General features: G+C 45.4%; 13 protein-coding genes. 4 read left to right on the top strand and 9 right to left on the bottom strand.

Annotated elements, in window-relative coordinates; translation table 11 throughout:
- Nucleotides 1–1,140, top strand: a 1,140-nt coding sequence (locus WBA89_RS20045) for a dihydrolipoyl dehydrogenase (protein WP_424408941.1), incomplete at its 5' end; no start/stop codon positions are given.
- Between the two features lie 411 nt (nt 1,141–1,551).
- Here WBA89_RS20045 and WBA89_RS20040 read toward each other — a convergent pair.
- The 3 genes from WBA89_RS20040 to WBA89_RS20030 all read right to left on the bottom strand — a co-directional run bounded on the left by WBA89_RS20040 (nt 1,552) and on the right by WBA89_RS20030 (nt 4,518).
- Complete coding sequence (locus WBA89_RS20040; RefSeq protein ID WP_424408940.1) at nt 1,552–2,898, bottom strand: DUF2254 domain-containing protein; 1,347 nt, start codon at nt 2,896–2,898, stop codon at nt 1,552–1,554.
- On the bottom strand, nt 2,895–3,929 hold the full coding sequence (locus tag WBA89_RS20035; RefSeq protein WP_424408939.1) for a mechanosensitive ion channel family protein: 1,035 nt from the start codon (nt 3,927–3,929) through the stop codon (nt 2,895–2,897). The genes WBA89_RS20040 and WBA89_RS20035 overlap by 4 nt, the downstream gene beginning before the upstream one ends.
- Before the next feature lie 406 nt (nt 3,930–4,335).
- Nucleotides 4,336–4,518: a nucleotidyltransferase domain-containing protein gene (locus WBA89_RS20030; protein WP_424408938.1), complete on the bottom strand. Its 183-nt coding sequence runs from the start codon at nt 4,516–4,518 to the stop codon at nt 4,336–4,338.
- 86 nt (nt 4,519–4,604) lie between these two features.
- On the opposite strand from WBA89_RS20030, the gene WBA89_RS20025 reads away from it, so the two are divergent.
- Together WBA89_RS20025 and WBA89_RS20020 are read left to right on the top strand one after the other, a co-directional pair.
- Nucleotides 4,605–4,928, top strand: a complete 324-nt coding sequence (locus WBA89_RS20025) for a hypothetical protein (RefSeq protein WP_424408937.1) — start codon at nt 4,605–4,607, stop codon at nt 4,926–4,928.
- Nucleotides 4,929–4,944: 16 nt separating this feature from the next.
- Complete coding sequence (locus tag WBA89_RS20020; protein WP_424408936.1) at nt 4,945–5,334, top strand: SCO4402 family protein; 390 nt, start codon at nt 4,945–4,947, stop codon at nt 5,332–5,334.
- A 32-nt stretch (nt 5,335–5,366) separates the two neighbouring features.
- Here WBA89_RS20020 and WBA89_RS20015 read toward each other — a convergent pair whose 3' ends face one another.
- From WBA89_RS20015 to WBA89_RS20000, 4 genes are all read right to left on the bottom strand, one after another.
- Entirely contained in the window at nt 5,367–5,807 is a 441-nt protein-coding gene (locus WBA89_RS20015) for a hypothetical protein (RefSeq protein ID WP_424408935.1), read from the bottom strand.
- 142 nt (nt 5,808–5,949) lie between these two features.
- Nucleotides 5,950–7,038, bottom strand: a complete 1,089-nt coding sequence (locus tag WBA89_RS20010) for a hypothetical protein (protein WP_424408934.1) — start codon at nt 7,036–7,038, stop codon at nt 5,950–5,952.
- A gap of 162 nt (nt 7,039–7,200) precedes the next feature.
- Nucleotides 7,201–7,599 carry a hypothetical protein gene (locus WBA89_RS20005; RefSeq protein WP_424408933.1) on the bottom strand — a complete coding sequence of 133 codons (399 nt, stop codon included), beginning with the start codon at nt 7,597–7,599 and terminating at the stop codon, nt 7,201–7,203.
- Between the two features lie 148 nt (nt 7,600–7,747).
- Complete coding sequence (locus WBA89_RS20000) at nt 7,748–7,975, bottom strand: hypothetical protein (RefSeq protein ID WP_333204793.1); 228 nt, start codon at nt 7,973–7,975, stop codon at nt 7,748–7,750.
- Nucleotides 7,976–8,190: 215 nt separating this feature from the next.
- Here WBA89_RS20000 and WBA89_RS19995 point away from each other — a divergent pair, with 215 nt between their 5' ends.
- Nucleotides 8,191–9,654, top strand: coding sequence for an NB-ARC domain-containing protein (locus tag WBA89_RS19995; RefSeq protein WP_424408932.1), 1,464 nt, complete (start codon nt 8,191–8,193; stop codon nt 9,652–9,654).
- 24 nt (nt 9,655–9,678) lie between these two features.
- On the opposite strand, the gene WBA89_RS19990 is transcribed toward WBA89_RS19995, so the two are convergent.
- Nucleotides 9,679–13,302 carry a CHAT domain-containing protein gene (locus WBA89_RS19990; protein ID WP_424408931.1) on the bottom strand — a complete coding sequence of 1,208 codons (3,624 nt, stop codon included), beginning with the start codon at nt 13,300–13,302 and terminating at the stop codon, nt 9,679–9,681.
- A complete protein-coding gene (locus WBA89_RS19985) occupies nt 13,271–13,498 on the bottom strand; it encodes a hypothetical protein (protein ID WP_424408930.1) in 228 nt (75 codons plus the stop codon). Before WBA89_RS19985 ends, WBA89_RS19990 begins: the two co-directional genes overlap by 32 nt.
- Between the last annotated feature and the right edge of the window lie 439 nt (nt 13,499–13,937).

Below are 13,937 nucleotides of genomic sequence, written 5' to 3'. Positions count from 1 at the left end.
CGCGGCGACTTAACCAACAGCCTCAAACGTTTGAACGTCGATATCATCCAAGGTTGGGGCAAAATTGCCGCCGCTCAAAAAATTACTGTCGAAACAGATAAAGGCGAGAAAACTATTACCGCCAAGGATATTATTCTCGCTCCCGGTTCGATTCCCTTCGTCCCTCCAGGGATAGAAATTGACGGCAAAACTGTATTTACCAGCGACGATGCTGTCAGATTGGAATCACTACCGAAGTGGATCGCAATTATTGGCAGCGGTTACATCGGTTTAGAGTTTTCGGATATTTACACAGCCTTGGGCTGCGAAATTACGATGATTGAAGCTCTAGATCAATTGATGCCGACTTTTGATCCTGATATTGCTAAATTAGCAGAACGAGTGTTAATTGCACCCCGCGATATTGAAACAAAAGTGGGTTTGTTGGCTAAAAAAATTATTCCCGGTTCCCCGGTAATCATTGAATTAGCTGATTTCAAAACGAAGGAAGTTGTTGAAGTTTTGGAAGTTGACGCTTGTTTGGTAGCGACTGGCCGAGTTCCGGTGAGCAAGAATTTGGGATTAGAAACTGTTGGTGTGGAAACGATGCGCGGTTATATCCCAGTTAACGATAAGATGCAGGTTTTGGCGGCGGGAGAACCGATCGCGAATTTGTGGGCGATCGGCGATGTTAATGGCAAAATGATGTTAGCGCACGCTGCATCGGCCCAGGGAATTGCGGCTGTCGAAAATATTTGCGGGCGCGCCAGGGAAGTTGACTATTTGAGCATTCCGGCGGCGGCTTTCACTCACCCGGAAATTAGCTATGTGGGTATGAATGAACCTGCGGCAAAAGAGTTAGGAAAAACCGAAGGGTTTGAGGTCGCTTCTGTCAAGAGTTATTTTAAGGGAAATTCTAAGGCTATTGCGGAGGGTGAAACCGACGGTATGGCTAAGTTGATTTACCGGAAAGATACTGGGGAGTTGTTGGGAGTTCACATTTTTGGTTTGCACGCTTCGGATTTGATTCAGGAGGCGGCAAATGCGATCGCCCAACGGGATTCTGTCAACACTTTAGCGTTCCGAGTTCACACGCACCCGACGCTTTCGGAAGTGCTGGATGAGGCTTTCAAACGGGCGGCTGGAGCTGGCAGTCATTAATCTGTAGGGGCTGTTTTCTTGTTTTATATCCCCGACTTCTTGAAGAAGTCGGGGATTTCGGTATTCTGTTTTAGGGCGGCGGTAGAGAAAGTTAAAGGAGATGAAAGTGTTCGCAATTGCAACTTTTAGAGATCAACTGGTTTCTGAGATTTACGCAAGGGGCGAGAAACCGGGTATTCTTGGAGTTTTTGGTTGGGTGACGAGAAATATAGAGATCAACCCGGTTTCTGAGATTTACGCAGAATAGATATCAAATGGGTTCTATAGCGGTTCGATCGCGTTGTGAGGATAGCCCTATGCCCGGTTTGGCCTATGCCCTATGCCCGACATTACCTAATATGAGAACTCGAAATCCTATACACAACAACTTAACTAATTCAGCAGTCGAAATATTGAAACTTCCGGTAGTCCTCAATCCTGCTCTATAGCTTTTAATGCTGCTAAATATCGCTCTTGAATGTCTTTGCAATCTAATTCATCGAAACTTGCCTGCTGGCTAGCGCGTTCAGTCAAATCTGCGTGTCGCCTGAGTGCTTTTCGGTGTGTGGTTCGATCGGTGAAACGGGCCACAACCGCGATCGCCTCTAGCAAGCGCATGGTGACAGCTACATTCGATTTTCCATTCTGTCGAATTTGGTTAAATGCTGCATCGATCACATCTGCAAAGGAGATCGGTTCTGCAATCATCCGCAACTGGTTGCTGTCGTCGTAGCGGTAGGGAGAGGGAATTTCTCTTTGGGTTAAACGACAAAGGGCCGCACTCAGTTGGTCGATACAGCGGATAGCCGTAAACGGATCGTTGATTCCTGGGGAAAGAGCGCGTACTGCAATCTCAACGAGTTGGTCGATCGAAAACTCTACATCCTGCTGCTCCGTGCGCTGCGATCCAATCAGAAAGGCACCGTTAATCTTGGATTCAAGTTCATCGTTTACCTGTTTTCCAGGAAAGACTTGTGCGAGTTCAATTCCTTCGACAATAAAGCGACCCGGACGCTGTTGAATTTGTAACAGCAGGTTGTGCTCGCTGGCAATTTGCATTAGTTCGTGATTATTAATCGCTTGAATGTAACCGCCATTGATTGCTGAAACTGGACGGGCATCTCGGTCAAAATTAGCTGGAATCTCAGCGGAAATATCCGATGGATTGTCTTGCTGCTTGTTTTTAGCTTTACTGGTTCCAATACTTTCAGGAAACAGCCGATCGATCGCACCATCAAGTTCCCTACCAACTAATTTAATTACGTGATCGACCTGAATTGATGAGGCAGAATGATGAATGAAATAAATCAATACGCCAATGCTGGCGATCGCCAAAGCAATGCCGAAAGTTACCGCCAGGTGGGGGACAAACTCGTGTTCTTCTAACCCGTTGATCGTTCGCAGCACCATCAAGCTATATACAAATGTGGAAATGAACGTTCCCAGCACAATTTGGTTGCCCCTATCTTGCATGAAGTTACGCAGCAAGCGAGGGCCAAACTGCGAAGATGCAAGTTGAAGGGCAACGATCGTAATTGAAAAAGCTGTGGTAGCAACGCTCATCATTGAACTGGCGATCGCCGAAAGAATCGCGCGCGAACCGCTCGGGCCTAGAGTATAGGCCCAGCCCAATTCTCCAATCAGCTTAGTTTTTTGATTTTGGTCAATCCAGATGGTGACGAACGAAAGTGCGGTCGCCAAAAAAACCATGACGGTTGGTACAAACCAGAAACTCGAATTTAAGGAGTCCCAAAAGTTGCTGAACTTCGTATTTTTCACCGATCGTTCCCCTCAGTATATTTATTGTTGGACATTACTTTGCCATCCTCAGATTTAGTGCGTTGAAACTCTGTTGCGGCCAGTTGTCTGAGGGCGCGGCTGATACTGCGCGATTTGGGAACTTCAGCTTGTCCGGCGGGCCAGCCTTCCCGTTGACGGGCGCGATCGCCGTCTGTGTCTTCTGTCTGATCGTGGAACAAAATCTGCTGAGTTGGGAAGGGCAGATCGATCCCATGTGCTACTAGCTTGTTTTTAATGTTAGTTAATACGCGGTCTTGAAAATCTAAGAGTTCGGCACGGCGAGGAGGCTGCACCCACCAGCGAGCGCGAATGTTAACACTGCTACCGGCCAATTCTACGACGATCGCATCGGGAGCCGGATTTTTTAGCACTCCATCAACTTCATCAATTGCCTCTAAAATTAATTGTCTGGCGGTATCAATATCATCTCCGTAGCCAATCCCGATGTCATACTGCAAGCGGCGATTTTCAAACGCTGTGTTCACGATGACTGAGTTGGTGAATAGTTCTGAGTTGGGAATTACTATGCGCCTACCATCATAGGTTTTGATTATTGTCGCCCGCGTTTGAATATTTTCTACAGTTCCCTCAAAGTTTTTGAAGACAATTTGGTCATCAATTTGGAAGGGTTCAGTTAACAGGATCAAAATACCCGCCAGAAAATTTTGCAGGATATCGCGAAACGCAAACCCGATCGCCACACCGCTAATCCCCAATAGCTGAACGAGATCGCTTGCTTTGATGGACGGAATGACGATCGACAAAGCAATAAACAATCCTGTAAGAACGGTTACTCCTTGTGCTAATCGCCCCAGCACCAATCCTAAATTGCGAGCTTGGCGGTGAGCGGTGGTGAGTCTTCTGACCGCTCGTTTCAGGGTTCTGCCAATAAAAAAGAAAATTGCAAAAACAATCAGTGCCAGTACAAGATTTGGTAATAAAATCAGGAAGTCGTTTGCCATTGCCTGGATTTTACTCCAAACATCGGTAATTTTTGTTGTTGTATTCACAAGAGTGTTAGCCAATAGATCACAGCTAATTTTATGCCAAAGCCATCCGATCGGCCTCTACCAAAGGTTAGTAATTGGCTAAAGTGCAGTGTGGCTGAATTGCAGCTCTCTGATTTATTGAGGGCGGGGGGTAGGGGGCCGAGCTAATTTTGAACGAATTCGAGAAATTCTTGTGCTTGGGCGATCGATTCTGCCGATCGGGCGATCGTAACGGCATCAAGTTCGCCCCAATCTCCAGCATTTCGCAATTATTGAGCGGGCGTCATCTTAAAATTCCCTCTGAAGGGATATTTTTGAGTGGCGGGCATTGATAATTAGTAAACCGTTTTTCATTGATCAACTGGCAGCTAATCACTACGTCATTTTGCAGGGATAAATCTGCTACAATTGGGAAAGTTTTATCAATTTATTCACCCGATCGAGCTGGTGTTTTGAGAACTGCCAAAACATCAATATTTGATACGGGATGTGGGTCGCCTCGCCCTTGGGAACCGTAGAGTACCATTTTGGTGAGGAGACTGTCGTAGAGTTGCTGGAAGTGCGATCGTAATTGACTCAGTATGTTCTTGAGTTTATCGTTGATTTTCATATTTGTTGTAAATGATTGGAGGGCGATATATCCTTTATGTTAAAATTACTATAGAGAAACAAGATTAAGCATAAACCAGGTGCGAGGTGATTTCAAGTCAAGATTGGACATTTCCAGAAGCAGCTAGCTCGAAAATACCCGAATCCTGGGGCGATGCACAGCCAAACAAAAAGAAACCGGGTTGGCGGTGGCGAGATCCCGCAAATCAGGGAAATGGCGTGAGGATTGACAGAGGGGATGCAGATAGCAGTTTTCCTTCTCAGCAGGTAGACCACGTTATTCTTAGAAAAGACGGTCAAGTTATCGGTAAAAATGGCCAGCCGATCGCAGGTAGCATCAAAAATCATCCCACAGAAGCTCACATCCCTTTAGATGAATGGTTGCAATGGCAAACCTGGTACGCACCTTAGTAAAGGAGAAAGTTGTATGGTAAAGTATCCGAAAATGAGAGAGGAGTTATTAGAAACTCTCCGCAGTTTGGCAGATAGAGAATATCAACATAAAGCTTGGCTAGAGAGCGATTATCCGCCCGGAATTGAGTCCGACAGTTTTGATGAGGCGGTTCATTTTCTTTACGACGATACTGTGTTGGCAGAAAACCCTGATGCGGCGATCGGAGTAATTATTGAAGATGAAAAAGAAGCTCGTTTGATGTCAGCAGTTTGTCAGGCTATAGATTTAGTGTTTGAGGTTTTGGGGACAGGAGTTTCTGATGAGGAGTATATTAAATCTTCTGAGTGGAATGGGGTAGTTGAGGCTGCATTTAGAGCTTTGCAGGTGATGGAAATTCAATCGCAGGAAGCAGTTAAGGTTTAAGTGGGAGTGCGATCGACATTCGCGATCGCACTTTAGGCAGAATGCTGCAAATCTGGGTGAATTTTGGCAACAACAAAAGGAGATTCGAGATCGATCAACCAGTTTTCATCAGTCACTTGGAGATTGGGATCTAAAATCAGAGTCAGTTCGCCAATTTCATCGTCGCCATCATCGCTAACCAGGTTGTTTTCAACCGCAGATAAATCGGCTTTGAGTAAAAATTTAAGTTTAATCCAGTGGGAAGTGGGATGGTTGTTGATGATATTTGTGCCGATCGATCGCCCGATCAACTCAGCACAGATGGGATGAATGAAAGCTATTTCTTCATAAAACTTATTGTCATCCCAATAACCGCGTATTTTGTAATTGCAGGATTCTAGATGTTTCTCGATGAGGTGATTTAGGGCGATCGGTGCTAATAGTTGAGCAAGTTCATCCCAAATTTGGCGATTTGTCACAGTTACTGCATTCAATAGATTCCATTGGCTTGTCTGCGATCGGGATTCTTTCATTATACCAAAGAGCGATCGCACTTCAATCCCTTTTAGCTCTTTTCAGCATTTCGTTTTCCAGTAATTCTCTCATTGTGAGGCGGGAACGGCCAGGTGGCATGACTTACCTATAATTTAATCTCTCTTGCCTTTCGGCTTTGTTGATGGAATTATCTTCTGTCCACAATGGTTCTGGCTGTAAGTCGGGAATTTTATCAAACTGCCTTAAAACTGATTCGTTACCTGTAAATGTATAAATCAGTTGAGCTATCACTTTGCAGCAACTTTCAGGATAAAGAAATACCTGTCTTTCGCTAAAACGAATTACATACCAGTCATGCTGTTGAAAAAAGTAGTTACGGTTATCGTCTTGACCTATACAATGAGTGGGTTTCAACGGAGAATTGTTAGGATATTGGCGTGGGGTGTATGGTTCATCTATTTCAATATCTATTGAAAACCAGTTGTTTTCAGGCTCAACATAGACAAAATCTGGTGTGTAATACAATACCCTTTTTAAGATAAATATTTTATCATCACCAAAATAGTTTCTGAGCAGGTTAGGAAATCGACAATTGTCAGGGTATTCTGTGAATCCTCTTCTGTCTTCTGCTGGTTCTATGTCAAAATCTTGGGGGTTAAGTGATGAAAATTCTTTTTTGCAAGATTCCATCCTCCAATCACTGACTTTTTGGGGAGTTCGTAAGTTTTCAACTTCCTCTTGGTAGATTCTTTCTAAGTTTTGCTTTTGACGTTCCCCTTCAGCAAGCAACTCATTATGTTTAATTGTCTCTTGATGTATGGATTGTTCCCAGTCTTTAATAATTTTAGGATAACTATTGCGTTTTTCCTGGTAAGCTGCTAGTTCTTCCCGATATTGGCTAAGTCTGATAGGATAGCTTTTAACCTGGGTATAACCAAACCCAAACACTCCTAATGTTAACATTATAAAAAAAGTCCATCCGGCTCCCATGCTATTACTAGCACTACCAACTAAGGCACTGATTATAGATACTCCTAGTTCAGAAAGAAATAATGGAATTAATTTTATCCTGACAGGAGGTGATTCAATAAAAACTTCTGGTTCTTCTGGCTTAGGTAGTAGTTGAAGTATTGGCGGAGGGAAAACTTTAGGTGGTTCTGGTACTGGAGGTAAGCTTGCCAAAGCTTTCTCAATAGAAAGTGGATACAAAATCACTGGGTAAGTATTCATAAATGTTAGAAGTTTAACTAAACTAAAGCTATAGCAATCATCTGAAGAAAGATTATTTTTGTTGAAATAATCTATATACCAGTCGAACAAGGTAGGCTAATATCGAGAATAAGCCAGCTTTTAAGGACATATAAACGTTCAATTAAGTATTAAAAGTGATGGTTATTCTTGATTGCTATGATTTGTAGCGTTTTTACCTTTAACTTTAGAACAATAGAAGATCCAGCCACCACTACTAGCGATAGCTAGAAATATAAATAGGAGATCTAACTTTTCTATTAAATTGTCGTTTTGCTCGTAAGCATACATTTGAGAATTTATATTGTTTGCCCATTGCTGCCGATTTGACTCAAGCTGTCGCTGGTAAATCATATCTTTTTCCAAAGGATGATCGAACGGGTTGTACCCTGATGGGGGACGCAACTGCTCCTGAGAATTGAAGTTTATAGGAGGAAGGTTTAGCTGCGCCCTAACATATCCTCTGATGTTAATAACGAGAAAAACAATAGTAATTACTCCCGAAATTACTTTGATTTTAGGGGTGGTTGTTTTTTTTACCATGTTAGCTTTTTACTTCTATTTTCTAAGGAGAAACTTCTCCAAACCTTGACTGTAAATGAAAAATAATTAGAACTAATAGCGAAGGTTTAAGTAGACAGGATTTACCGCCTTAGCTATTACTACCTATTGACAACCCTATAGGTGTTGCTTATGGTTTTTTAAGAGCAGCGCTTATAATACCTCCTACTATTCCTATTCCCATCAAGAATAACCCGCTATTTTGACGTTCTTGATTATTATTAGCTGTTATATATTGACCCGCACCCTTGCCACCAATTCGATTCCAGCCAGCTTTCGATGGCTTGACGTTACACAACAACACCATACCAATCGTTACTGGTAGGCAAAGTCCCAAAATTAATAGCCTTACTTTCATGTTATTTATGTTGAAATAAACTTAATGAATGCCTAATTTAAATATTATTTAAACGTAATTCTTCCGTTTTGTACAGTCGGTAAAAGTCGGAACAAGTAGGGAATTTTAATTTTCTTTTAGCTTATTAAGTCGGATAAAGCCGGATAAAGTAGGTAAGGCCAGAAAAGGTCGGATAAAGTAGGACATAATAGGTAAAACTCCTACACCACCGACCTATGGACGTTCAAGAAATATTAAAAATTGCAGACGACCTAGTTTTTGTCAATACGGGAAAACACTTAGACAATCTGCAAGAGGTGATACTGCGGGGAACTTTGCAAGGTCAGAAATACTCAAAAATAGCAGATGAATCTCACTGTAGTGAAGGTCACATTAAAGATATTGCCTCTGAATTATGGAAGCTACTATCAGAAGTATTAGGCGAAGAAGTCAATAAAGGAAATTTTAGAGTCAGATTGGAGCAAGTAAAATTCTCAAATTTCTGGAACTTCAATAATAAAGATTGTGTACACATTGGTAACGTCAACGTCTGTGAAAATAATTCACATTCCCCAAAAGTCCCCAACTCACCAATTGATGAAGAACCTCTAACCAAAGGCAACAATCAACCAAAATTGCGTCAATTGTTAGCTGAAATGCCTAAGTCTGGCATTTTCTACGATCGCACCACCTCTCTCACCACCCTCAAACAGTGGATTCTCCACGAAAACACCCGCCTACTCGCCATACTAGGCATAGTCGGCATTGGCAAAACCGCACTCGCCGCCCAACTTGTCCAACAAATCAAAGATGAATTTGATTTCGTCATCTGGCGAAGTCTCGCCACATCTCCACCCCTGTCAATACTTCAAACAAATATAATTCAATGTTTCCGTAGGGGCGGTGCTCCCGTGCCCGCCCCAAATGCAGCCCCCGTGCCCGCCCACTCCCCAGAAGAAGGGGCAACCACGGGGGGATTGCCCCTACTGGAATACTTGCAAAAATACCGCTGTCTGCTGATACTCGATGACGTACAAATGGTAAATAGCAGCGGACAACTCGCTGGTGATTACAAACCTGGATACGAAGATTACGGCACGCTATTTCGACAAGTAGCAGAATTATCTCATAACAGTTGCTTAGTGTTGCTCAGTTGGGAAACACCTAGAGAAATTGCCGTATTAGAAGGCAAAAACCAACCAGTGCGATCGTTACAACTCAATGGCTTAGGTGCAGAAGCGGGGGAAATTCTCAGAGAAAAAGGTTTAACTGAAGATGCAAAATGGTCAGAAATAATTGAACAATACAGAGGCAATCCCTTGTGGTTAAAAATAGTTGCTACAATGATTCAAGATTTGTTTGACGGCAGCCTATCGGAATTTTTGTCTGACGATCCACTATTTTTAGGGGATTTAGAATCTTTACTGCATCAGCCATTTAATCGCTTATCCGAGTCAGAAAAACAGGTAATGTCATGGCTAGCGAGTGAAACCGCGCCAGTTTCCATCTCAAAAGTGCCAGAGAATATGCAATTATCCCGATCGCAATTTTTGAAAGTTATGCAATCCTTGGGAAGGCGTTCATTAGTTGAAAAAATCCAAAAGGGCGATTCCCTACGGGATAGCTACGCTTCACGTACATTTTTTACCCTTGCACCGGTACTAAAAGAGTATGTCAAAACGAACTATTCCCCAACATAGAACAATCGGCCCGATCGCCAATGACTAAACCCCAGCCGCAGTAAAAGCTGCCCAATAATAAGGATTAGCAAAAGGATAGGGTTTGCGGTTGCGAATTTGCTGCAAAGATGCCTCTGCAATCAGGCGAGAACTTTGAGAAAGCCGATCGAACGTTTGCGAAATTTGAGGTTGAAAATCCGCCAGCAACACCTCCAATTCCTCGCCAGTCAAATCCCGCAGCCAGCTTTGAGCCTCAATCAGCGCCATCGCCACATCCCCCGCCTGCAACCGAGGAAACCGCCCGATATTTTCATAAAATTTTCTCGTCAGCAGCAGCGTCGAAATATCGTTCGCCCTCCACAGACTGCTGACTACACTAGACGTACCAGCATACAACAAACCCGCCGACAAACCGACAAAATCTTCTGCGCCGCCGAGGGAATCGCCCGCAATTTTGCAAGCCGATAAAGTAACTAAAAAGTATTGCCGAAAATCCCAATTAAAAATTTCTGCCAAACTCACAGAGTCATTCCTCAAAAACACAGCGGATTTCAACGATTCGCCCAAATTCAGCAAACTCAAACAAGCAATGTGAGCGCATTTTTTCTGCTGAAACTTCCCTGTTTTCGGGGAAAAAGCTTGTTCGATTGCCGGCTTCTGGCGCAAAACTTCTGTACTGGAAAAGTATTCGGAAACAGTGCCGATTTCAATGTTGCTGTAGTGCGAATCTTTCGTGAAAGTAGGAACTGCCAAAAGGTGCTGCAAACGCGGTCTGTACCGGCCTATAGCTGTGCTGCGCGCGATTTGTTTCAACCGCAATAGCTCGCAGCTAGGAGCATAGCGAATTCCTCCTGCAAATCGATCGATCAAATAACCCGCAGCCGCTGAAACTTCACTAAAAGCCGAACCTTGAGAACAATCCGAACCGCTGTGCGCCTCCCCATCAAAACCGCTGCTCGAACTCCACCCAGATTTAAAACTTGTCCCGCCCTCGTCAAACCCTTCTCTCACTCCCAGAGGCAAAGCGTGGAGGGGCAAAGCGTGCAAAAATCGGTGCGGCACAAAAATCAGCCGATCGCAATTCTGGGGAATCAGCGCCACCAGCCGATCGATTTCCAGCAGCGCGGACAAGCGTTTGAGCCGAGCCGGCAGATGATTGATCCAGCGACCTTTTTGCTCAGAATAAGCGCTGAGGTACTCCCTGGCCCAACTTTCGACAGCCAAAGCATTTTCCGGCGAACACAGGTGAACGGCGGGATATTGCACGTCAGCAACTACCACAAAAGCCACCAGCAAATTCTCGAAACTCGCCCACACCACAGCAGCACAATTGGCATCAGGCAACAATTGGCGAATTTGCTCGAAAGCGATCGGTTCAACTTTGCGAGCTAAGCTGAAGAAAGGGTCGTTTGCCTGCACCGATCGAGCAATCAACCCATCAAACTGCCGCCACAATTGATTTAAGTCGATCGAGTCCGAGCTCGGCAGCAGAGAACCGCTGCTCAAATCTCGGCTGTCGCTTTCACAAATCAAGCCATTGCTGGATGCGGGCTGCCGCTGTTCTTGCTGCCGCTGCGTCCGGGCTATTTCCAGTTGCAGCGACTGCAACGAGCCAAGCACCGCTGCTGGAATGTCGCCCTTGGGGGTCAGGTCGCATTTCAGCAGCAGTTCTACCAAATTCCGATTTTTGTGGCGTTCGGCGTATTCCAGAGCCTTAGCGCAATATTCCGGCTGGGTAGTGCCTAGTTCCAGGCAAACTTCTACCATAGATTTATAGAGAAGAGTGCAGGTGCTGGCTAATTTGACTTTTGCATCGCCCAAATCTGCCGCACCAACCCCAGCTTCAGGGCGCAAGAATTCCACAGTATCGATAGCAGCAGTAAAAACGCCGCAAGCGCGAAGCAACTCGCCTCGAACTCGGTAAGCTTGACCCAAATAAAATACAATTTGAACCCAGCGGTAGGGGTAGGTTTCGCGAGTGTAGACTTTTGAGGCACCCAGATAGCAGCCGATCGCCCGATCGAGGTGGGACGAGTTGTCCGCCTCTGCCAGTTTCGCAAAAGCCCGCCCGATATAAATTTGCAGCATTGCCCAGCGGTTGGGTTCTGCCTGTTTGGTGTAGACTTGGCTGGCATTTTGATAGCAGGCGATCGCGCTTTTGAGGTTGCGGTTTTTTTCCCCTCTGAGATGTTCGCTGAAAGCGCGGCCGAGGTAGGTGCACAGCATTGCCCAGCGATCGGGAGATTTTTGGCGGTTGCAAAAGAGCAAAGCATTTTGATAGCAGGCGATCGCAATTTCGATATTTTCGGCTCGATCCCCTTTCACCCGCACGCTGTAGATTCTGCCGAGGTAAGTTTGGATCGAAGCCCACGCATCGGGAAATTTGATCCGGGTGTAGACTTGTAAAGCATTGTCAAAACAAGCGATCGCCATTTCCAGATTTTCCACCGGATCGCCTTTAGCCCGATCGATAAACACCCGCCCCAAATTCCTTTGAGTCGTCGCCCACTGCAGCGGAAAAGCTTCCCTAGTCCGCACTTGCAAAGCTCTCTGATAGCAAGTTACCGCGTATTCGAGATTTTCGGCTCGGTTGCCCTCCTGGAAATCGCAGTAAGCATTTGCCAGATTATTTTGAGTCGTTGCCCAGCGCCGCGGAAACACCTTGCGGTTGTAAACTTGCAAAGCATTGTGGTAGCAAGCGACTGCCTGTTCCAGATTTTGGGCTTTGTCGCCCCGCAGCCGGCGGCTGTAAGCGCGGCCGAGATTATTTTGAGTGCTAGCCCACTCATGGCCGAAAGCCTCGCGGCTGCGAACTCGCAGCGCGTTTTGATAGCAGTCGATCGCCTGTTCTAGATTGTCTGCCGGATCTCCTCTGAGGCGATCGCTGTAAGCATTTCCCAGATTGTTTTGCAGCGTCGCCCACTGAAAGGGGTACTCTTCGGGAGTCCGCACTTCCAGGGCATTTGCAAAGCAAGCGATCGCCATTTCGATATTTTGACCCTTATCGCCCTTAGGGCGATCGCTGTAAGCGTTGCCCAAATTGTTTTGCATCACCGCCCACTCTTGGGGAAAGTCTTTGCGGGTAAACACCTTAGCAACAGTTTCGTAACCGGCAATTTCGATTTCCAAATTATTAGCCTTGCTACCGAGGGGAAACCGCCCAATTTTGTTGCTCAGATTGCCGATCAGGGCTGCAATCCGCGTCGTCTCGGATGAAGCGGCAGCAGGAAGTATCAAAGTTGCCCAGCAGCGCAGCAATTCTGCGAAATTATGGTCGAGTTTGTCTAAATTATTTCTCAGCAGCGAGTACAGGTGGTGCGAATCGCCGCTGCGCGCCACTGCTTGCAATACTTCTGCTAAAAAAACCAGATATGCTACCCCGGTTTGAGGATTTCCCTTTGCAGATTCTAAGGGTGCGATCGCCTTTTGGAAAAATTTTGCAGCTTTGAGCAAACTTTCTGGCGTCGGTGCCGGCACTTCCAAGTAAAGCGTTTGCACGAACCCAAAGTCGATCGACTTTGAATCTGTCTTCAAAATCAAATCTATTCCTGAGTCCACAGGATTTTCCAGCAGCACTTGGAGCATATTAACATCAGTTTTGCGACGCTGTTCGTCCATCGTGCATTCCGCCGAACTATTAACGATACGATCGCTGCTTCTGTGCAGCAATTAAATCAGTTCCTGGTTTAAATTTCAATCCCCGATCGGAGATATCAGCCGCCTCCGCAGAATTAAACAAACCAGGTTGTTCCACCATACACATCGCCACAAAGTATTTACCCAAAAAAATCGGTTTTTGCCCGTGTTCTAAACTTGATAAACCCGCCCCCACAGACTTGCAGCGGGGCGGGTTTATTTTTACCATGATAAATTTTAGACTGAGAAACCTGATTGCTTGGAAGCTATAACAATCCTCAAAGATTTGTGGGACTACTCGTTACCAGTTCGAGCGAAAGCAGGGCAGATCCGGAAGCGAGCATCTGATACCAATTTTATAAAGTAGCGCTAGATATTACCCCCCCAACCCCCCCGCGAGTTCGGGGGGGCTAAGATTTACTCGTTACCAGGCTCTGTTTACTCGTTACCAGGCTCTGCCTGGTAACGCAGATCCAGAGGCTCTGCCTCCTTTTTTCGCAACCGAGGCAGAGCCTCTGGACATCGGTTCCCAGGCTCTGCCTGGGAACCAGTTAAAGATTTACTCGTTACCAGGCTCTGTTTACTCGTTACCAGGCTCTGCCTGGTAACGCAGATCCAGAGGCTCTGCCTCCTTTTTTCGCAGCCGAGGCAGAGCCTCTGGACATCGG

It is taken from the genome of Microcoleus sp. (assembly GCF_049646505.1).
GTDB lineage: Bacteria > Cyanobacteriota > Cyanobacteriia > Cyanobacteriales > Microcoleaceae > Microcoleus.
The sequence above is the reverse complement of the archived record's forward strand: the minus strand, read 5'-3'. Positions and strand labels throughout refer to the sequence as shown.